This window comes from Pseudarthrobacter sp. LT1, from assembly GCF_035621795.1.
In the GTDB taxonomy this organism is placed as follows: domain Bacteria; phylum Actinomycetota; class Actinomycetes; order Actinomycetales; family Micrococcaceae; genus Arthrobacter.
Map to the genome: position 1 here is coordinate 46174 of NZ_CP141830.1, position 19347 is coordinate 65520.

The window sequence follows — 19347 nt, forward strand, 5'->3', positions numbered from 1 at the left end:
AGGGCCGAAGGCAGGCGGACACCGAAGCCGTCCAGTCAGGAGCTTCTTTCGTTGCAGGGTGTGGTGGTGCGGGGCGGGGGCATGCGGCGGCTCCCGGTGGCTTCGATGGCCGCGGCGAGCCGGAGCAGGGCGGTATCGCTATAGGCCTTGCCGGCGATGGTGAGGCCCACCGGCATGGCGATGTCCGCCGCGATGCCCATGGGGACCGTGACCGTGGGTATGCCAAGGTGCCGGGGGACCAGGTTCCCGTTGGCCACCCACACACCGTTGCGCCAGGCGGTGTCCGCCGAGGCGGGGTTGGTGTCCGCGTCTGCCGGGGCAACATCGGCTGCCGCCGGGAACACCACGGCGTCCAGGCCCAGCTGGTCCATCCATTCCTCCAGGTCCACCCGGCGGGTTTCCTCCAAGCCTGCCAGGCCCCCGGGCAGGTGCGGAATGTCGGCCAGGACGGGCACGCCGTGCCCGCGGATCCAGCCGGGATAGTCGCTGATGTCGTCATCGAAGCCGTCGTAGCGGTCCGGAAGGGCGCCGTCCGGGGCCGGGAAGATGGCGGCACCGTCGACGTCGGCAAGGCGGTTCAGCTGCGGGTCGCCGTTGGCGTCCAGGAAGTCATTCCACGCCCAGGCCGACAGGTCCACGATTTCCCGGCGCAGGTATTCCGGGGACACCAGCCCCCGGGTGGCGATGGTGGGCGCGCCGGGCCGGTCGCCTTCGTAGTTGGAGACCACGGGGAAGTCCACCTCCACCACGTCGGCGCCTGCGGCTTCCAGGTCCCGGCGGGCCGCGTTCCACAGCTCCACGATGGACGCGCGGGTTTCAATCCGCTGCCCTGTGGGCCCGCCGACGCCTGGCGCTTCGGCAGTGCCGGCTTCCGGGTCCGCGTTGATGTACATGCGGGGCACGCCCAGTCGCTTTCCTGCGAGTACGCCTGCCGCCGCGGCGGCGTCCGTAACGGTGAGGTCAAGGTACGACGCCGGCCGAACGGTGGATGCCTTGGGCACCCGGATCCAGGGCTGGACACGCCAGAAGTCACCGCGTGGTTCGACGTCGTCCGCCACCACCACATCCAGGACCTCCAGCAGGTCGGTCATAGTGCGGGTATGCGGAACCACTACATCCATGGTGGGCACCAGGGGCCAGTTCCCGCGCACGGAGATGACGCCGCGGGAGGGCGTATAGGCGCAAAGGGCATTGTTCGACGCCGGCGCCCGGCCTGAGGACCAGGTCTCCTCCGCCAGTCCGAAGGCTGCGAAGCTGGCGGCCGTCGCCGTTCCGGACCCGTTGGATGAACCGGACGCGAAGGCCGCGGTGAGGAAGTCCGCGCTGTAGGGACTCTCGGCGCGGCCGTATACCCCGCGCTGCATACCTCCGTTGGCCATGGGCGGCATGTTGGTCAGTCCGATCAGGACGGCGCCCCCGGCCCGCAGCCGCTCGATGGTGAAGGCGTCGCGCTGCGCCACCAGGTCCTTGAAAGCGGGTGAACCGGCAGCCACGGTAAGGCCTTTGACCTGGTAGCTGTCCTTTGCGGTGTAGGGGATGCCGTCCAGCGGGCCGAGAGTGTACCCGGCGGCACGGCGGCGGTCCGATTCCTGCGCCTCGGCGATGGCCTCCGGGTTCATCACGACGAGCGAGTTCAAACGTATTCCTGATGAGTCATACTTCTCGATGCGCGCCAGGTAGAGGCGGACCAGGTCTTCACTGGTGACCACACCCGCGTCAAGGGCCGCCCGGAGCTGGCTGATGCCGGCCTCCACCACGTCGAAGGTCCCCGCAGCGGCCGGTGGACGAGTGGCCTGCGCCTGCTTCATGCTGCATCGCCTTTGCGCAGGGCCGGCTGCTGCTGGGTGATGCAGTGGATGCCGCCGCCGAAGGCGAAGATGTCCCGGGCATCCACCAGTTGCACGGTGCGTCCGGGGTAGGCGCGCGCCAGGATGCCGGCGGCGATGGTGTCGTTGGGATCGTTGAAGCCGCAGAGCACCACCACGTTGTTGGCCACGTAGTGGTTGATGTAGGACCAGTCCACCCAGCCCTCGTCATCCTTGAGCGTGGTGGGGGCCGGGACATCGATGATGCGCAGCGGCCGGCCCTGGGCGTCCAGTTGCCCGGCAAGGACTGCCTTCAGCTGCAGATAGACGGCATGGTCCGGGTGGGCGGGGTCGTCCTGGCGGTGGAGCAGGATGGTTCCCGGGCCGGCAAAGGCGGCCACGATGTCTACGTGGCCGCGGGTGCCGAACTCGTCATAGTCCCTGGTGAGTCCGCGCGGAAGCCAGATGGCCTTGGTGGTGCCCAGGGCTGCATGGACTTCTGCCTCGACGGATTCTTTGGTGGCGCCGGGGTTGCGGCCGGGATCGAGCTGGACCGTTTCGGTCAGCAGTACCGTGCCTTCACCGTCCACATGGAATCCGCCGCCCTCGTTTACCAGGGAGCTTCGCCTGACTGGCACGTTGGTGCTGGCTGCCACGCTCCGGGCCACGTCCTGGTCCTTGGCCCAGGCAGCCCAATCCTGCGCGCCCCAGCCATTGAAGATCCAGTCGACCGCGGCAAGGGAGCCGTCCGCCGCATGAACGAAGGTGGGGCCGCTGTCCCGCAGCCAGGCGTCGTCCAGCGGAACGGCCAGGACGTCGATGCCCTGGCCGAGCCATTCCCGCGCGGCGGTGGCATCGCGCGGATCGGCGACGACCGTAACGGGCTCGTACCTTGCAATGGTCCGGGCCACCGTGGTCCAGGCGGCCCGCGCCCGGTCCAAGGTGGAGCTTCCCACCGGCCCGAAGGTCTCATTTGGCGGCGGGAAGGCCATCCAGGTCCGCTGGTGGGCTTCCCACTCGGCGGGCATGCGGGACGCGGTACTGACGGCCGCATGGTCAGGGGCGGCGCTGCCACCGACTGCTGTCGTATAAATGAATGCCATTCATTTATTATGGAGACGGCGCCGTCCGCACGCAAGGGTTTTTCAAACCTGGCGGGGATTGGTCCGGTCAACGGCCGCCAGGATGGCCCGTGCCAGCTGCTCCGGCTTGGTGAACTGCGGCCAGTGCCCGGTGGGCAGGTCGATGTACTCCACGTCATGGACCTTGGCCAGCTCGGCGACGAAGGGGTGCCCGGCCACGATCCATTCCCGGATCATGGCGGAAGGGAACTCGCAGGCGATCACGGTGGCGGGGACCTCGTAGCGGCGTTCGTCATGCAGTTGCTGCTTGCCATACGCCACGCCCCGGGGTTCCGGAGTGGCGCGGTCACGGAAGGCCTGGCGAAGCCCGTCATCGAGATCCACCAGGTCGGCGTCGTCGAAATTCCCCCACGGCGGCAATGGCACCTCGTCTCCAACGGCCGGCAACTGGTCATTGATGACGCCCCCATCACCGAGTGGTCCACTGTCCACGTACACGGCGCGCGCCACCTTGTCCGGCCGCGCATCCACCACGCCGTGGATGATGGCACCGCCGCCGGAATGGCCCACCAGGACCACCTTGCCGGGGAAGCCGTCCAGGACCTCCACCACCGCGTCGATGTGGTCCTGCAGATTGATGCCCGCCCTGGCGGCGTCCACGGATTCCTTCCCCGGGAGGGTGAGGGGGTGGGGGCGGTGCCCTGCCGCCTCCAGGAGAGGGGTCACCTCCTCCCAGGATGAGGCGTCCAACCAGAAACCGGGAACCAGGATGATGTCCATGACCGAACCCTACTCCCCGCCCCCACGCGGGAATACGGTCTCTCCTACCGCTTCCGCTTACGGTCCTTCCCCGCGGTCCGGCCTTGGCGTTCGGAGGCCTCGCGTTCCGCCCAGCGCTGCGATTTTCCGGCGGACACCACCTTCTGGTGCCACTCCCGGTGGTAGGCGCGCTGGGCGGCGACGTCGGAGCGGCGTGCCAGCGAGGCCAGTTCGCGCTGCATCTTCAGGTAGGAGTTCCAGCGCCGTTCCTCCAAAACGCCGCCGTCAATCGCTTCCCGCACCGCGCAGCCGGGCTCACCGCCGTGGCCGCAGTCCGCGAAGCGGCAGCCGGCGGCCAGTTCCTCCACATCGCCGAACATCCCGCCCAGGCCTTCGCCGGCGTCGAACAAACCGAAACCCCGCACACCGGGCGTGTCCATCAACACCGTGCCGTTGGACAGCGGCACCAGCTCGCGGGCGGTGGTGGTGTGCTTGCCCTTGAAATCCCCGGACCGTACCTCCCCGGTCTGCTGGACCTCGCGGCCCACCAGCGCATTGATCAAGGTGGACTTGCCCGCGCCGGACGGACCCAGGAGCACGATGGTGCCGCCGGGCTGGATGCGGGACATCAGCTGGTCGATCCCGTCGCCGTTTTCAGCGGACGTGGTGACCACCTCCACGCCTGCCGCCTGCAGGATGACCTTCCCGACGACGTCGTCCGCCACATCAGCCAGGTCCGCCTTGGTGACAATCACCAGCGGGGTGGCCCCGGAGTCCCAGGCGGCAACGAGGGTGCGTTCCAGCCGGTTGTGCGTGAGCGGCCGGTCCACGGGCACCACCACCCCCACGGTGTCCATGTTCGCGGCCAGGACCTGTTCCTCGGAGGAATCCTCGAACGCGCGTTTGCGGCTGAGCTCCGAGCGGCGGGGAAGCACTGCCAGGATCTGGCGGTCACCGCCCCGGTTGGGGCCGATCCAAACCCAGTCGCCGGTGACGGCGGGCTCCCCGGACAGCGGATACGGCAGGTGGAGCAGGCCGTCCTCGACCGCGACCAGCAGCAGGGTGCGGTCCACGCGGACCACCCGTCCGCGTTCCGTGGCGCCGGGGCAGGGGTACTGGTCGAAATGGCGGGCGACGGCGTGGATGTAGCCGTAAGCGCAGGGGCCGCCGGTTGGTTGGGTGGTACTTGGGGTGTTGTCCAGGGGGTTGCCTGAAGAATTGTGCACTGTGGTTTCCTTGCGGGGTCCCCGGTGCAACAGCGCCGCTGCTGGCAACTGCCGACAGGTCAGGCGGGTGCAGCCGGGAGGATGGATGATGTGATGGGTGCGGAGCGCTCTGGGCGCGCGGCAACTGCAGTCATCAAAACCACCTCCATTCCCTCGCGGGTTCACCGTCCTCCTGCCGGGGACGGCAGGGTCTGAACGGGTCCCACTTTAGCGCCCGCCGCCGTCGGGGACCAGGCCTAACGGCTGTCTCCTAAAGACGGCCTGCGGGGCGCCCGCGCTCGCGGTAACGCATCACGGCATCGGCGTTGCCGCACCGGGCGGAGCAGTAGGCACGGCGTCCGCCACGGCTGGTGTCGGCGTAAACCTTCGGGCAGCCATCCCTGGCGCAGGTACCCAGCCGGCCTCCCGCTGCCTCCGTGACGAAGAGGGCCAATCCACCTGCGGTGAGGGCGCGCACGCGCTCAACGAGGCTGTCGCTGGTTTCAGCAAAGTGAAGGTGTGGGCCCAGTCCGTCGTGGACCGTCAGGAACACACGCTTGACCCCCTGTTCGAGCAACGAGTTCACCGCGGCACAGCGGTCCCCCTCGCTGTCCGACTCAAAGACAGCGCGCAGGCGTACTGTCCACTCCTGCAGGAGCGCTTCCTCCTTCGCGCCCACCTGCGGATTGTGGAAAAGGTGGTCCGCCAAAAGGTCCTCCAGAGCACCTTCGTCCCAGCCTCCGCCGCCCAGCATGTTGACCAGTGCTTCCGCCACCCGGACGCCAGACATATTGTCATGGTTGAACTGCATAAACCCATGACACCACACTGGGCATGACGGCGGGCTGCCCCAGAGGGTCCTGCCACACCCCACGTTTTCCTGACCAGGAGCCAGATCCTTGACCACCTCCTCCGAAACCACTCGGTCCCTGCAGTCCCGCATGCGCAGGACGCTGGTGTCCGCCCAAATCTTTTCCGGGCTGGGCAACGGCTCCACGCTGGCCTTGGGTTCTATCCTGGCCGTGGATTTGTCAGGCTCCGAGGCCTGGGCAGGCTCAGTCAACACGTTCCTGACGCTGGGAACGGCAGTGACAGCCATACCGCTGGCGCAACTGGCGCTCTCCCGCGGCCGCCGTTTTGCCCTTGCTTCAGGGCTTGTCGCTGCGATTGCCGGTACCGCCCTGATGGTGGGCGCCGTGATCACGGGGCTCTTCCTCCTGCTGCTCGCCGGTGCCTTCCTGGTAGGCGTGGCTTCGGCAGTGAACCTCCAGGCCCGCTTCGCGGTGACGGACCTGGCCGAACCCGCGCACCGCGGACGTGACCTTTCCCTGGTGGTGTGGGCCATCACCGTCGGGGCAGTAGCCGGACCCAACATGGTAGGTCCCGGCGCGGTGCTGGCCGGTTGGCTGGGCATTCCTGCCGCAGCAGGGCCGTTCCTCATCTCGGCGGCCGGCATGGTCATCGGTGCTTCGATTGTGTGGCTCTTCCTCCGGCCCGACCCGCTGCTGACCCGCCGCACCATGGATGGTGCTGATTCCGGTAACAGTGTCCGGCGCCGGGGGGCCCTGCAGGCCGGATGGCGCATCGTGCGGGAGAACCGCACCACCCGCGGGGCGGTGGTTGCCGTGGTGGCCGCGCACGCTGTGATGGTGGCGGTGATGTCGATGACCCCGCTGCACATGCAGCACCGGGCCGGAGCGGCCGCGGGCCACCCGGACACCATCGCGCTGATCGGGCTGACCATCTCCCTGCACATCGCGGGGATGTACGCCCTGTCGCCGCTGGTGGGGTGGCTCACGGACAGGATGGGGCCCGCCCGGATGGTGCTGGCGGGTCTGGCAACCCTTACGGCCGCACTGGCACTCACGGGATTGGCACCGGAGTATCCAGCGGCCGTGACCATCGGGCTGGTCCTGCTGGGCCTGGGCTGGTCCGCCACCACCGTGGCCGGATCCACGCTGCTCGTCGCTGCCTTGGCACCCTCCCAGCGGATCCCCGCCCAGGGTTTTTCGGACGCCGCCATGTCTCTCGCGGCAGCGCTGGGCAGCGCGGCCGCAGGGCCGGTCATGGGCATGACCGGGTATTCGGGAATCAGCGCCGCCGCAGCCATCCTGGTGGCAGCGGGCGCGGTTGCCCTGCTGCGGCTTCCGGAACTGGGCCGCTGACTTCCGGAACGGCCGTCCCTACCGCCGCAGCTCCAGCGCACGCTTCTGGCGGGCGCTGATGGACGAGACGTAGCCGCAGTTGGTGCAGGTGATCCGGTATTTCCGGGACACGGTAAGCACCGGGATGAAGAACAGCGTGAACCTGGTGGCCTGCTCCTCAAGGAGGTGGTGGATGAAGGCGCCGCAGTGCGGGCAGGTAGCGGTCCGTCCCGGCAGGGCCTTGTGCACGGTCTTGAACCCAAAGAGAAGAAGCATGGCGGCCTTTCGTGGTCCGGTGGCTAAGCACCACCCTAGGCGAGTTTCGAAGGTCGCGATCAGGGGTACGGAAGCTTCTGCAGTGTCTGTGTGAAATGCAATACTTGCGTGAGCAGCAATCGCCGCGTTTGGGGGGACTTCTGGCACATGGTTCTGGATACGGCAACCCTGCGCATCGCTTTTGGCCTGATGGCCCTGGTGCTGGTGGTTCTGTTCTATTTTTCCGCCTACCGGGTGACGCGCTCGCCGTACAGTGCCTGGTGGTGCGGTGCCCTGCTGTTCTTCCTGTCGGGATCGGCCTGTTTCCTCCTCGATGGCACGCCCCACCAGTGGTGGGCCAACCCGGTGGGGAACACCTTGCTGGTCCACGGCGGGGTCGCGGTGTGGGCGGGGGCACGTTCGCTGCGGACCGTGCGGCCGCCCAAGTGGGCCTTCACGGGTATTCCGCTGATCACCCTGGTGGCCTCCCTGCTTGACCATCCCGCTACGAACACCTGGTCCGGCGGTCCCGTCTTCCTGGCCGCGATGAGCTTGACCGTTGGCCTGGCGTCCCGTGAACTGTGGCGCCTTGAGCCGGGGTATTCACGGGTGCGCATCCCCATGGCGGTGGCTGCGGGCGGACTTTCCGTTTATTATTTCTTCCGCTGGCTGGCATTCCTGGTGGAGGGCCAGGATGGCCCCGTGTTCGTTAATGTCTTTGGATCGGCCATCACCACGCTGGTCACCATGGTGTTGCTGGTGGTGGTTTCCTTCAGCATGGCGGCGTTGAGCAGTGAACAGCAGACACGTGCCCTGCGCGTGGTGGCCACCCGGGACGACCTCACGGGGCTTTTAAACCGCAAGGCCTTCATGGACCTTGCTGCAGAACAGCTTGCCGACCGCAGCATCACGGGCGGCTCGGGAGCCCTGATCCTTGCCGACCTGGATCACTTCAAAGCGGTCAACGATACGTACGGCCATGCCGCCGGGGACCTGGCGCTTCAGGCCTTCGCCGACGCCTGCGTGGCAACTGTCCGCTCCACTGACCTGATCGGGCGGTATGGCGGGGAGGAGTTCGTCATCCTGGTTCCGGGGGCAAGCGCGGAACGGGCAGAGACGATCGCGGAGGAAATCAGCAGGCGCCTGGCCGGCGCGAAAGCACCGGATGGCATGGAGATGCCCACCGCGAGTTACGGGATTTCCACGTACGACGACGGAACTTACGATGCGGATGACCTGGTCGCCTCGGCGGACGCGGCTTTATACAGGGCCAAGTCCCAGGGCAGGAACCGCGCCGCCCGCAGCGATCGGCTGCACTAGCCCTGCTGCTTCGGCGGCGCGGTTCCGGACACCGGCCTACTTGGACTGGAGCGCGTCTGCCTGCTCAGCCAGGACCGTCAGCTCCACGCTGTCAGGCCGCTCAACGGTGCTTTGGATGGCCACCGCCGTGCCCTTGTGTGCGGATTCCAGGACGGATTCCATGACCTCCAGGGCGTGGTAGGCCAGGGCTCCGCCGGCCCGGGGTTCCTTGCCCTGTGGAGTGGCGGCCAGGTCCGCGATGCCGAACCCGCGGCCGGAATCAACGTAGCCGGCGGACACGGGCAGGGTTTCCCAGTCCTCGGCGCCCAGGGAAAACAGCTGGACGTCGCCGTCGAAGTGGTTGGGGTCCGGTACCACCAGGGAGCCGCGCTCACCGTGGATCTCGATGTTGGGGGATTTGGACTTCACGGCATCGAAGCTCATGAAGAGCGTGGAGAGCGCGCCGGATGCGTGGACCAGGACGCCGGTGACGTGGGAATCGATGTTCACGGGTACCTTTTCGCCCTGGCGGGGCCCCGAGCCGATGGTCCGCTCATTCCGGGTGTGGCTGGCGGCACCCATCACCGACACCACGGGGCCCAGCAGCGTCACGAGTGCCGTGACGTAGTAGGGGCCCATGTCCAGGAGGGGGCCGCCGCCGGGCTGGTAGTAGAAGTCCGGGTTGGGGTGCCAGCGCTCGTGGCCCGGCGTCACCATGGTGGCGGACGCCGAGATGGGTGCGCCGATCAGTCCGTCATCGATGGCTTTGCGGGCGGTCTGGATGCCGGTGCCCAGCACGGTGTCAGGTGCACAGCCGACGACGACACCTGCCTCCCGCGCCGCCTCCAGCACCCGGCGTGCTTCTTCGGTGGTGGCAGCCAAGGGCTTTTCGCCGTAGACGCTCTTTCCTGCGGCGATCGCCTTCAGCGCCACCTCCGCGTGGGCGGCAGGGATGGTCAGGTTCAGGACCAGGTCCACGTCCTCCGCGGAGAGCAGTTCCTCCACCGTGACGGCGCGGACGCCGTCGTAGTCATCCGCAACTGCCTGCGCACGTGCCGGATCCAGGTCCGCCACGGCCACCAGCTGGATCTGGTCCAGGCGGCGGAAGTTGGTGAGGTACTGCGCGATGATGGCTCCGCAGCCAACGATTCCGACTTTCAACGGCTTGCCCACAGCAGGCCCCTTTCGATGATGGTGCGTACGTTCCGGTCCTGGAGGATTTCCACGCGGTGCCCGGGGGTGGACACGAAGATCCGGCCTTTGCCCCACTGGCGGGTCCAGATGGCGGGGGATGTCACTTCGCGGTTCCAGGGGTCCCACTCGCGGACTTTTTGGGTGGTGGTGGCCAGGACGTCGATGTAATCGTCAGAGAGGACCCAGTACTGCTCGGTGACCAGGTCGAAGTCCTTGATGCCCTTGGTGATGGGGTGGTCGGCGGCGGCCGGCAGCATGTTGACGGTGTAGGGCACGTAGTTGTCCGACTGCTCACCGATGCACTCGTCCGGGTGCTTGCCGGGGTGGCAGGCGAACTGGCCGCCGATCAGGTGCAGGTAGTCGGAGGTGTTCCGGTAGGAATCGGCAATCCCGCCGTGCCAGCCGGCCAGGCCGGTGCCGTTCTCCACGGCTGCCCGCAGTCCGGCGAATTCGTCCTTTTCGATGGTGGTCATGGTCATGCACTGCATGATGAGGTCCACCCCTGCCATGTAGGCAGCATCGGCGTAGACCTTGGGGGATTCCTCCACCCGGACGTCGTAGCCGTTGTCCTTGAGGTAGGGGATGAAGAGCTCTGTGGCCTCGTAGGGCTGGTGGCCGTCCCAGCCGCCGCGGACCACCAGGGCGTTCTTGCGTTCTGTCATTGGAGTTTCCTTTGGTTGGCTGCCGGCTCTTGCCGGCAAGGCGTGGGGTCAGCGGCTGGCGAAGGCGGCGTCGAAGGCTGCTGCCGGCGCGGCGATCCGGGCCAGGTGCTGGACCATGGCCAGCGCCTGCGGGGCGCCGATGAGCCGGTCCATGCCGGCGTCCTCCCACTCGATGCTGGTGGGGCCCTCGTAGCCGATGGCGTTCAGGGTCCGGAAGATCCGGTTCCACTGCACGTCCCCGTGCCCTGCCGTGACGAAATCCCAGCCGCGCCGGGGGTCGGCCCAGGCCAGGTGCGAGCCCAGGCGGCCGTTGCGGCCGTCGAGCTGGCGGATGGATTCCTTGACGTGGACGTGGAAAATCCTGTCTGCGAAGTCCTGCAGGAACATCACGGGGTCCAGGTCCTGCCAGATGAAGTGGGAAGGGTCGAAGTTCAGGCCGAAGTTTTCCCGGTGGCCGATGGCTTCGAGGGTGCGCTTGGCGGTCCAGTAGTCGTAGGCAATTTCGGACGGGTGGACTTCGAGGGCGAACCGGACACCCACTTCGTCGAAGACGTCGAGAATGGGGTTCCAGCGGTCTGCGAAGTCCTGGTAGCCGGCGTCAATCATTTCCTGGGAGGCGGGCGGGAACATGGCCACCGCCTTCCAGATGGAGGAGCCGGTGAAGCCGGTGACGGTCTTCACCCCGAGGCGGGCAGCAGCCCTGGCGGTGTCCTTCATGGCTTCCGCTGCCCGGCGGCGTACGCCTTCGGGCTCGCCGTCGCCCCAGACGTCCGCTGACAGGATGCCCTGGTGGCGTTCGTCGATGGGGTCGTCACACACTGCCTGTCCGGTCAGGTGGTTGGCGATGGCGAACACCTTCAGGTTGTTCTTTTCGAGGATGTCCAGCCGGCCCTGGAGGTAGTTGTCATCCTCGGCCGCGCGGTGCGGATCCAGATGGTCGCCCCAGCAGGCGATCTCCAACCCGTCGAAGCCCCACTCGCCCGCGAGCCGCGCCACTTCCTCGAAGGGCAGGTCGGCCCACTGGCCGGTAAACAGCGTGATTGGTCGTGTCATGTCTATTCCTTGGATCGCTTGAAGCTGGTCAATGCCGTGCCGAACTGCCGCTCAGACTTTTTGCCACTGGCTGGAATTTGCGGCACTGGACTCCACGGCGGCCAGGACCCGCTGCACCTGCAGGGCGTCCGCGAAGGACGGTTCCGGCTGGCGGGCTTCGCCGATGGCCGTGACGAGGTCCACCACCTGGTGGGTGAAGCCGTGCTCATACCCCAGGCCGTGGCCGGTGGGCCACCAGTTTCCGACGTAGGGGTGCTCGGGCTCGGTGACGAAGATCTTCCGGAACCCGGCGTCGGGGGATTCGGCGGCGTCGTAGAAGGACAGGACGTTCATGTCCTCGAAATCGAAGGCGAGGGAACCCTTGGTGCCGTTGACTTCCAGCCGCATGGCGTTCTTCCTGCCCAGGGCGTACCGCGTGGCTTCAAAGACGCCGATCGCACCCGAAGCCGTGCCGCCGTCGAACCTGGCAGTGAAGATTGCCGCGTCATCAACCGTGACTTTTCCGCGCGGAGCATCACTGCTGAGGTCGCCGTGCCCGCCGAGGCCCACCAGGTCGCCGGCCAGCGGGCGTTCCTGCACAAAGGTCTCCAGCAGTGCCGAGACCCCGCTGATGTTCAGGCCCGTGACCCACTGCGCGGCGTCGATGCTGTGTGCTCCGATGTCACCCAGGGAGCCGGATCCGGACTTGCTCTTGTCCAGCCGCCAGGTCATGGGGGCGTTGGCATCGGTGAGCCAGTCCTGCAGGTATTGGGCCCTGACATGGCGGATGTCGCCCAGCCTGCCCTGTTCCACGAACCGCTTGGCCAGCGCCAGTGCCGGAGTTCGGCGGTAGCTGAAGCCGCACATCGAGAAGACGCCGTTCTTCGCAGCGGTTTCCGCGGCGAGCGTCATCCGTTCGGCTTCCTCGACGGAGTTGGCCAGCGGCTTCTCGCACAGCACGTGCTTGCCGGCTTCCAGGGCGGCGATGGCAATATCGGCGTGCGTGTCGCCGGGCGTGCAGATATCGATGAGGTCGATGTCGTCGCGCTCGATCAGGCGGCGCCAGTCCGTTTCAACCGATTCCCAGCCGAGCTTGTCTGCCGCGGCACGGACGCCCTCGGCATTCCTGCCCGCGACCGCGGTCAGCTGGGGCTGCAGGGGCAGGTCGAAAAACCGGGGTGCGGTCCGCCAGGCGTGGGAGTGGGCTGCACCCATGAAGGCGTAGCCCACCATGCCGACCCGCAGGGGTTGTGCGGTGGTCATGGAGATGTCCTTTCTACTTACTGAAGCCCGCGGTCAGGCCTGCGAGCAACTGGCGCCGGCCGATGACGTACAGCACCAGGATGGGCAGGGTGCTGAGCACCACGGAGGCGAGCACGGCGGGAATGTTGACGCTGAATTCGCCCTGGAAGGTCCACAGGCCCAGGGGCAGGACCCGCAGGCCGGGGCTCTGGGTGAGGACCAGCGGCAGCAGGAACCCGTTCCAGACGTGCAGGCCGTTGTAGATGGCTACTGTCACGATGGCTGGCCGGGTGAGGGGCAGCGCGAGCCGCCACATGGTCTGCCATTCGCTGCAGCCGTCCAGCCGCATGGACTCGAACAGTTCGTTCGGGACGTCGCGGATGAAGTTGGAGAGGATCAGCACCGTCAGCGGGATGGCGAAGGCAATGGACGGCAGCATCAGCGCCAGCAGGCTGTCATACAGGTTGAGCCGGATGATCATCAAGTAGATGGGAATGATCGTTGCCTGCAGGGGAATGGCAAGCCCCATGAGGAACACGCCGTTGACCAGCTTGAGGAACCTGCCGCTGCCACGGACGATGGCGAAGGAAGCCATGAAGGAAACCAGCACCGTGGGGATCACGGAACCGAGCGTGACGATGGCGCTGTTCATGAAGTACGTTGCGAAATCCGCCTCGAGGACCATCTGGTAGTTCTCCAGCGTGGGCGAGGTGGGCAGGGCCAGGGGATTCTGGCCAAAGTAGCCTGCCTGCGTCTTCAGGCTGGTGATCACCACGTAATAGACCGGCAGGATGATGATGGCGAGCCAGAACCAGCCGCCAAGGCCGCCGGGAATGTTCAGCCGCTTCAGCCGTGAACCGAGTCCCCTTGTGGCGGCCGGTGTGCCGCCAATGGATCCGGTCCGGTCCTCCCGCGTATTGCTCTTCAGGACGGTACTCACCCTACAAACCTTCCAATTGGCTGCCCTGCTTGTCCTTGCCTCCAAGGCGCTGGAGGAACAAGGCAAGTGCAAGGCCGATGATGACGAGAATGACGGCGATGACGCTGGCAGGGCCCATGAGGTTGGCCCGGAAGCCCCGGAGGTACATGTCCAGGGCCAGGATCCGGGTGGAGTTTCCGGGTCCGCCGCCGGTGAGGACGAAGATCAGGTCGAAGTACGTCAGCGAGCCCACCACCATCAGCGTGGAGGAGGTGATGATGGTGTACTTCAACTGGGGCAGGGTGATGTGGAAGAACTGCTTGATGGTTCCGGCGCCGTCGATCTGGGCCGCTTCATACAGCGACTTGGGGATCTGCCGCACGCCGCCCTGGTAGATGAGCGTGTGGAACGGCACGAACTGCCAGGCGATGACGAAGATGACCAGGCCCAGGGCAAGGTGCGGAACCCCCAGCCAGTCCTGCGCCAGGAAGGGCAGGCCCAAGCCGGTTGCCAGGCCGAAGTTCGGGTCCAGCAGGGCCTTGAAGGCGATGGCGACGGCGGCCGAGGACAGCAGCAGGGGCAGGAAGTACAGCACCGCCAGGGCGGCACGGTACCGCTGGCTTCCTGCCGTGAAGACCCCCAGCAGGAGGCTGATGGGGGTCTGGACCAGCCACGAGACGATCATGATCAGGAAGGTCAGGCCCAGGGCGTTGTACAGCCCCGGGTCTGCCAGCACGGAGAACCAGTTGTCCAGCCCCGCCGCCCCGATGGCACCGATCCCGTCCCAGCTGGTGAAGCTGAGGATGAGCACGCCGGCCAACGGGATGACGGCGAACACCAGGAAGAAGAACAGGGCAGGCAGTGTCAGCCAGGCCAGGGCGGCCTTGCGCTGTTCGGTCTGCCTGGATTCCTTGATCCTGGCAGTGGCCCGCGGGGCGGTGGAGACGGCGTTACTCATTTCCCGAGGGTGCCGTTCATGTTCTCGGCGAACTGCTGCGGCGTAATCGACTTCAGGAAGAGCTGGTCGATGTTGTTCAGCAGGGCTTCGGCGGCGGTGGGGCTCAGCGCCTGGTCCCAGGACTGCTGGAAGTTCGGGGCGTTCTTGGCCATGTCGTAGACAAAGTTAAGGAACTCTTTGTCCTCGGACGTATTCAGCTTGTCTTCGATGCCGTTGACGATGGGCACCGAGCCGGAGTTGATGTAGGCGTCGATCACGGTCTCGGTCAGGATGCCGTCCTTGAAGAACTTCTTGGCGGATTCCTTTTCCTTGTCGCTGGCCTTGGAGGAGATGGACATGTAGGCCGCGGGGTTTCCCACGCCGTTCTTCGGATCGCCCTTCCCGCCGGCAATGGTGGGGAAGGGGACGAAGCCCAGTTTGCCGTTCTGGACGAAGTTCTGGCCGGCCTTCTTCATGGCACCGTAGGTCCAGGAACCGTGCAGCATCATGGCGGCCTTGCCGGAAAACAGCAGTGCCTGGTCTGCCTGCGAGTCAGCGGTAATGGAGGAGAAGCCCTTGATGAAGCCGTCGGCGGAGACCAGCTCCTGGACCTTGGTGCCGGTCTCGATCACCGCCGGGTCCATCCAGGCATTGGGCTTGCCTTCGAAGATCGCCTTGAAGACTTCCGGGCCGCCAATGCGGTCCAGCAGGTACTCAAGCCACATCATCGAGGTCCAGCGCGACTGGCCGCCCAGGGAGAAGGGAGCCACGCCCATGTCGTTGAAGGTCTTGACCAGGGACATGATGTCTTCCCACGTCTTGGGCGGCTGGACGCCTGCCTTCTGGAACAGGTCCTTGTTGTAGAACAGGACAATCGGGGCCACGTACTGGTTGGGCAGGGCGTAGATCTTGCCGTTGATCGTGGCGGCACCGAAGGAGGATGGGAAGAACTTGTTCTTCACGTCCGGGTTCTGCTCGAACCAGCTGGTCAGGTCCTCGACCTGGTTGGCCTCTGCGTAGGTCTTCAGGCCACCGCCGCCCCAGCCGTAGATGATGGTTGGCGCCTGGTTGGCGCCGATGGCGGTCTTGATCTTGGTCTTGTAGGCGTCGTTCTGGAAGTAGGTGACGTTGATCTTGTCAGCGGAGTTGGCCGAATTGAATGCATCCACCGCCTTCTGCATGGTGGTCTGGTTCGGCTCACCGGACAGATACCACATGCTGGCGCCTCCACCGCCGCTCGAGGCGCCCGGACCTGACGTTCCGCAGGCAGTGGTTGCGGCAACGGCAAAGGGAGTAAGGGCAGCGAGGGCGAGGAAAGAGCGCCGGGACGTCTGGGGTTGCTTCATTGCTTCTCCATTGTGAATTTGCGGTCGAGGTACGGGGCATCGGCTCCGACGTTCATTCGAAACATTTCGAACGGTGATATAAGTCACGCTGTAAACTAAAGCCCTAAATATTCGCGTGGTCAAGGGATCGTAGAGGATCTTTTTTGGCTCAACACCATAAACCGAGCCGAGCTTGACGTTTCGAAGTCGCCTTCCCCAAAATGAATCCACTCTCCATTTTCGAAAGATTGCGAACCAATGACGACCAGATTGCCTGAGCGGACAAAGCCCACGCTCGCCACCGTTGCCAGGCAGGCAGGGGTCTCGGCTCCAACTGTTTCCAAGGTGGTGAACGGCCGGGACGACGTGGCGCCGGAAACCAGGGCGCGGATCCTCGCGGTACTGGAGCAGGCGGGGTACCAGTCGCCCGTGCAGCGCCGCGCAGCCACGGAAAGTGCCACCGTGGTGGAAGTGGTCATCGACGTCCTTGATTCCGCCTACACCATCCAGGTCCTGAACGGCATCCTGCAGTTCGCAGCCGACGCCGACGTCGAAATCCTCGTGAGTGTGACCGGCCAGTCCACCGTTGGGCCGCACAGCCCCGAACGCCGTGCCCAGCGCATCCTGGAAGAGGGCAGGGCGGGAATGATCGTGGTCACCTCAGCCTTCAGCGAGGCCCAGCTGAATGCGTTCCGGCGCCGCCAGATTCCGGTGGTGGTCATCGACCCGCTCAATCCGCCTTCCGCTGACGTGGTCAGCGTCGGCGCGACAAACTGGGCCGGCGGCAAGGCGGCCACCGAGCATCTGCTGGGGCTGGGGCACCGCCGCATCGCCTACATCGGCGGGATTGAGGGGGCCGAATGCAACCAGGCGCGGCTTCACGGTTACATGGCTGCCCTCATGGCTGCCGGCGTGCCGGTGGACCCCCGGTACATTGTCTCCGGGGGCCGGTTCCGGACCGAGAGCGGGGTCAAGGGACTCAAAGCCCTGCTGCAGCTTGATGAACTTCCCACAGCAATTTTCGCGGGAAGCGACACGATCGCGCTGGGGGTCCTGAGCGAGGCGCGGCACCACGGGATCAGGGTCCCGGAGGACATCAGCCTCATCGGTTTCGACGGCACCAACCAGGGCGAGCAGTCCGTCCCCTCATTGAGCTCGGTGGCTCAGCCCCTCGAGGAGATGGGACGGGCTGCCCTGAGGTCGCTGCTGCGCCAGGCACGCGGGGAAGTCCTCGATTCCCACCGGGTGGAGCTTGCCACCCACGTGATTGTCCGTGAGTCCACCGCCCCTCCAGCCGCCTGAGTGCGGGGGGCGGGGCGAAGCGTCAGGCCGGCTTTCCCGCCAGCTGTTCGCGGCCAGGCTTCCCGGTAGTGGCCGGGCACGGCCCCACTGACCCACGCCGCACCAGGGTCGCCGTGAACTGTGCGGGAGCGGCAGGCGGGAGCCCCTCCATTTGCCGGATCAGCGCCTTCGCCGCCGCCACTCCCATGTTGTAGACGGGCTGGGCGATGACTGTGAGGGGCGGGGTTGTAAGCCTGGTCCACGCAAAGTCGTCGTACATCAGGAATGAAACATCCGCTGGAATGGACAGGCCCAGTTCCTGGACCGCTTCCACAACGCTGAGCGCGATGAGGCCGTCCGACGCCACCACGGCCGTGGCCCGGTCCGGCCCCCTGAGCACTTCCCGGGTAATGCTGCGGATGGAGTCTTCATCGCCCGCATTCAACCGGACCAGGTCCTCCGGAAAAGCCAGCCCGGATTCCAGGAAGGCCTCCCGCATGCCTTCGATACGGTCGGCGATCTGGGAGGACTCCAGCGTCATTCCGGGGGTGTACGGGGCATCGGTCCTCAATGTGGAAATGAAGGCGATCCGGCGGTGCCCCGCATCCAGCAGGTACCGCGTAGCCTCGCGCGAAATCCGCGCCATGTCCACGGCCATGGTCTCAACCGGCATGTCCCCGGCAGTGCGGTCGATGAAGACCATGGGCCGGCCGGACCGGTGCACCTCCTGGAGATGTCCGGTGTCCACCGATGACGCAGGAGCGACGATCAGCCCGTCCACGCGCTTGTCCAGCAGCACCCGCACGGCGTCCACTTCCGCCTCGCGGTCTTCGTCGGTATTGACCAGGATGACGTTGTAGCCGGCCTTCTTTGCCGTGTCCGTGATGCCCCGGGTTGCCAGTCCAAAGTGGGGGTTTTCGATGTCTCCCACCACCACGCCGATGGTGTGCGACTTGCCCGTGTTCATGCTGCGCGCAAGCTCATTGGGCCGGTAGGAAAGGGCCTCCGCCGCGGCCAGGACGCGCTCGCGGACGTCGTCACTGACGGCGCCGTAATTGCCCAACGCGCGGGCGGCCTGGGCCTTGGAGACCTGGGCTGCCTTTGCGACGTCCGCAACGGTGACGTCCCGCCGTCGTGCTCCTTCAGCGCTCATCTTCACCTTTCGAAGAGGCTGTTGACGCCCCCTGTGACTTCCGCTACATTTCTATCCATCGATGTGAGTCCGGTCTCAATCCTAGGGTGTGAGACCGGACTCAACAAGAGCATCGGCGACTTTCTTCGGCGGCCCTGACAGCACCGCCTCCCTCCCAACGATTGGACAACGCTGTGAAGAAAAAGAACCTCCGCCCGGCCGGAATCGCCGCCGCGGCACTGGCTGCGGTCCTGGCGCTCTCCGGCTGCAGCTCCACCTCCCCCGCTTCCACCACAGAGAACAACCCCTACGGACTGATCCAGCCGGGCACCATCCGCGTGGCCAGCCTGGGCGACTCCAAGCCGTACACCTTCGCCGACGCGTCCGGTAATTTCACCGGCTTCGACGTCGAACTGTTCAAGGATGTGGCCCACCGGGCCGGTGTGGACAACGTCGTCTTCACCGGACAGGACTTCTCCGGCCTCCTGGCCGCAGTGGCCAACGGGCAGTTCGACGCCGGGGTTGCCGCGATCGGCATCACGGACAAGCGGAAGGAAACCGTGGACTTCTCGGACGGCTACCTGGCCGGTTACCTGACGGTGATCACCACCAAGACGTCGGGCATCACGAGCGCCGAGGGCCTGGCCGGCAAGCGCCTGGGCGTGGTCCAGGGGACCCTGCAGGAAGCGTACGCCGTCAAGAACTTCACCTCAGCCAGCCTGGTCCGCTTCCCGGACAACAACACCGCCATCGCGGCCGTGAACAGCGGCAGCGTGGACGCCCACTTCATGGATTACGAGGCAGCGAAGGCTTACGAGGACCAGCACGGCCTGGTCAGCGCCGCGGACATCCCGTCCTTCGACGCTCCGGCCGGGTTCGCCGTCGCCAAGGGCAAGACCGCCTTCAAGGAAGCCCTGAACAACGGACTCGCCGCCGCCATGGAGGACGGCACCTGGAAGAAGCTCTACCAGAAGTGGTTCCCGGGCTCCCCGATGCCCAAGCAGTACCTGCCCAAGGCCGAACAGGCCGCCTCCGCCTCACCGGCACCCAGCAAGTAGCCCGCGAGCACCAGCC

18 protein-coding genes are annotated in these 19347 nt (G+C 66.1%); 4 read left to right on the plus strand and 14 right to left on the minus strand.

What is annotated here, in order from left to right; translation table 11 throughout:
* Nucleotides 1-35 precede the first annotated feature (35 nt).
* The 5 genes from VIK36_RS00250 to VIK36_RS00270 all read right to left on the minus strand — a co-directional run bounded on the left by VIK36_RS00250 (nucleotide 36) and on the right by VIK36_RS00270 (nucleotide 5641).
* Nucleotides 36-1808 (minus strand): amidase, encoded by a 1773-nt coding sequence (locus tag VIK36_RS00250; RefSeq protein WP_324643652.1) that lies wholly within the window; start codon nucleotides 1806-1808, stop codon nucleotides 36-38.
* Nucleotides 1805-2908 carry an agmatine deiminase family protein gene (locus VIK36_RS00255; protein WP_255173870.1) on the minus strand — a complete coding sequence of 368 codons (1104 nt, stop codon included), beginning with the start codon at nucleotides 2906-2908 and terminating at the stop codon, nucleotides 1805-1807. Before VIK36_RS00255 ends, VIK36_RS00250 begins: the two co-directional genes overlap by 4 nt.
* 42 nt (nucleotides 2909-2950) lie before the next feature.
* On the minus strand, nucleotides 2951-3667 hold the full coding sequence (locus tag VIK36_RS00260) for an alpha/beta fold hydrolase (RefSeq protein ID WP_255173871.1): 717 nt from the start codon (nucleotides 3665-3667) through the stop codon (nucleotides 2951-2953).
* A gap of 44 nt (nucleotides 3668-3711) precedes the next feature.
* Nucleotides 3712-4872, minus strand: coding sequence for a ribosome small subunit-dependent GTPase A (gene rsgA / locus VIK36_RS00265; RefSeq protein WP_324643653.1), 1161 nt, complete (start codon nucleotides 4870-4872; stop codon nucleotides 3712-3714).
* 250 nt (nucleotides 4873-5122) lie between these two features.
* Entirely contained in the window at nucleotides 5123-5641 is a 519-nt protein-coding gene (locus tag VIK36_RS00270) for a CGNR zinc finger domain-containing protein (RefSeq protein WP_255173873.1), read from the minus strand.
* Nucleotides 5642-5750: 109 nt separating this feature from the next.
* Here VIK36_RS00270 and VIK36_RS00275 point away from each other — a divergent pair, with 109 nt between their 5' ends.
* Entirely contained in the window at nucleotides 5751-7016 is a 1266-nt protein-coding gene (locus tag VIK36_RS00275; RefSeq protein WP_324643654.1) for an MFS transporter, read from the plus strand.
* Nucleotides 7017-7034: 18 nt separating this feature from the next.
* Here the strand turns inward: VIK36_RS00275 and VIK36_RS00280 are convergent, their stop codons facing one another.
* On the minus strand, nucleotides 7035-7271 hold the full coding sequence (locus VIK36_RS00280; RefSeq protein WP_324643655.1) for a zinc-ribbon domain-containing protein: 237 nt from the start codon (nucleotides 7269-7271) through the stop codon (nucleotides 7035-7037).
* Nucleotides 7272-7418: 147 nt separating this feature from the next.
* Here VIK36_RS00280 and VIK36_RS00285 point away from each other — a divergent pair, with 147 nt between their 5' ends.
* Complete coding sequence (locus VIK36_RS00285) at nucleotides 7419-8570, plus strand: GGDEF domain-containing protein (RefSeq protein WP_324645335.1); 1152 nt, start codon at nucleotides 7419-7421, stop codon at nucleotides 8568-8570.
* Between the two features lie 36 nt (nucleotides 8571-8606).
* Here the strand turns inward: VIK36_RS00285 and VIK36_RS00290 are convergent, their stop codons facing one another.
* The 7 genes from VIK36_RS00290 to VIK36_RS00320 are packed head-to-tail and all read right to left on the minus strand — an operon-like array spanning nucleotide 8607 to nucleotide 15881.
* Entirely contained in the window at nucleotides 8607-9722 is a 1116-nt protein-coding gene (locus VIK36_RS00290; RefSeq protein ID WP_324643656.1) for a Gfo/Idh/MocA family oxidoreductase, read from the minus strand.
* Nucleotides 9707-10405, minus strand: a complete 699-nt coding sequence (locus VIK36_RS00295; protein ID WP_159634894.1) for a ThuA domain-containing protein — start codon at nucleotides 10403-10405, stop codon at nucleotides 9707-9709. Before VIK36_RS00295 ends, VIK36_RS00290 begins: the two co-directional genes overlap by 16 nt.
* Nucleotides 10406-10453: 48 nt before the next feature.
* Entirely contained in the window at nucleotides 10454-11458 is a 1005-nt protein-coding gene (locus tag VIK36_RS00300; RefSeq protein WP_324643657.1) for a sugar phosphate isomerase/epimerase, read from the minus strand.
* Nucleotides 11459-11509: 51 nt separating this feature from the next.
* Nucleotides 11510-12700, minus strand: a complete 1191-nt coding sequence (locus VIK36_RS00305) for a Gfo/Idh/MocA family oxidoreductase (RefSeq protein ID WP_324643658.1) — start codon at nucleotides 12698-12700, stop codon at nucleotides 11510-11512.
* A 13-nt stretch (nucleotides 12701-12713) separates the two neighbouring features.
* Nucleotides 12714-13619: a carbohydrate ABC transporter permease gene (locus tag VIK36_RS00310; RefSeq protein ID WP_324643659.1), complete on the minus strand. Its 906-nt coding sequence runs from the start codon at nucleotides 13617-13619 to the stop codon at nucleotides 12714-12716.
* Between the two features lies 1 nt (nucleotide 13620).
* Complete coding sequence (locus tag VIK36_RS00315) at nucleotides 13621-14556, minus strand: carbohydrate ABC transporter permease (RefSeq protein WP_159634882.1); 936 nt, start codon at nucleotides 14554-14556, stop codon at nucleotides 13621-13623.
* Nucleotides 14553-15881: an extracellular solute-binding protein gene (locus VIK36_RS00320; RefSeq protein ID WP_159634879.1), complete on the minus strand. Its 1329-nt coding sequence runs from the start codon at nucleotides 15879-15881 to the stop codon at nucleotides 14553-14555. Before VIK36_RS00320 ends, VIK36_RS00315 begins: the two co-directional genes overlap by 4 nt.
* Before the next feature lie 237 nt (nucleotides 15882-16118).
* Here VIK36_RS00320 and VIK36_RS00325 point away from each other — a divergent pair, with 237 nt between their 5' ends.
* Entirely contained in the window at nucleotides 16119-17162 is a 1044-nt protein-coding gene (locus VIK36_RS00325; RefSeq protein ID WP_324643660.1) for a LacI family DNA-binding transcriptional regulator, read from the plus strand.
* Between the two features lie 22 nt (nucleotides 17163-17184).
* On the opposite strand, the gene VIK36_RS00330 is transcribed toward VIK36_RS00325, so the two are convergent.
* Nucleotides 17185-18294, minus strand: a complete 1110-nt coding sequence (locus VIK36_RS00330; protein ID WP_324643661.1) for a LacI family DNA-binding transcriptional regulator — start codon at nucleotides 18292-18294, stop codon at nucleotides 17185-17187.
* Between the two features lie 173 nt (nucleotides 18295-18467).
* Between VIK36_RS00330 and VIK36_RS00335 the strand changes: the two genes are divergently transcribed.
* Entirely contained in the window at nucleotides 18468-19331 is an 864-nt protein-coding gene (locus VIK36_RS00335) for an ABC transporter substrate-binding protein (protein ID WP_324643662.1), read from the plus strand.
* Nucleotides 19332-19347 lie beyond the last annotated feature (16 nt).

Coding starts and splice junctions, on each gene's coding strand:
- VIK36_RS00250 (WP_324643652.1), bottom strand. CDS start 1,808: ATGAAGCAGGCGCAGGCCACTCGTCCACCGGCCGCTGCGGGGACCTTC.
- VIK36_RS00255 (WP_255173870.1), bottom strand. CDS start 2,908: ATGGCATTCATTTATACGACAGCAGTCGGTGGCAGCGCCGCCCCTGAC.
- VIK36_RS00260 (WP_255173871.1), bottom strand. CDS start 3,667: ATGGACATCATCCTGGTTCCCGGTTTCTGGTTGGACGCCTCATCCTGG.
- VIK36_RS00270 (WP_255173873.1), bottom strand. CDS start 5,641: ATGTCTGGCGTCCGGGTGGCGGAAGCACTGGTCAACATGCTGGGCGGC.
- VIK36_RS00280 (WP_324643655.1), bottom strand. CDS start 7,271: ATGCTTCTTCTCTTTGGGTTCAAGACCGTGCACAAGGCCCTGCCGGGA.
- VIK36_RS00285 (WP_324645335.1), top strand. CDS start 7,419: ATGGTTCTGGATACGGCAACCCTGCGCATCGCTTTTGGCCTGATGGCC.
- VIK36_RS00295 (WP_159634894.1), bottom strand. CDS start 10,405: ATGACAGAACGCAAGAACGCCCTGGTGGTCCGCGGCGGCTGGGACGGC.
- VIK36_RS00300 (WP_324643657.1), bottom strand. CDS start 11,458: ATGACACGACCAATCACGCTGTTTACCGGCCAGTGGGCCGACCTGCCC.
- VIK36_RS00305 (WP_324643658.1), bottom strand. CDS start 12,700: ATGACCACCGCACAACCCCTGCGGGTCGGCATGGTGGGCTACGCCTTC.
- VIK36_RS00315 (WP_159634882.1), bottom strand. CDS start 14,556: ATGAGTAACGCCGTCTCCACCGCCCCGCGGGCCACTGCCAGGATCAAG.
- VIK36_RS00320 (WP_159634879.1), bottom strand. CDS start 15,881: ATGAAGCAACCCCAGACGTCCCGGCGCTCTTTCCTCGCCCTCGCTGCC.
- VIK36_RS00325 (WP_324643660.1), top strand. CDS start 16,119: ATGACGACCAGATTGCCTGAGCGGACAAAGCCCACGCTCGCCACCGTT.
- VIK36_RS00330 (WP_324643661.1), bottom strand. CDS start 18,294: ATGAGCGCTGAAGGAGCACGACGGCGGGACGTCACCGTTGCGGACGTC.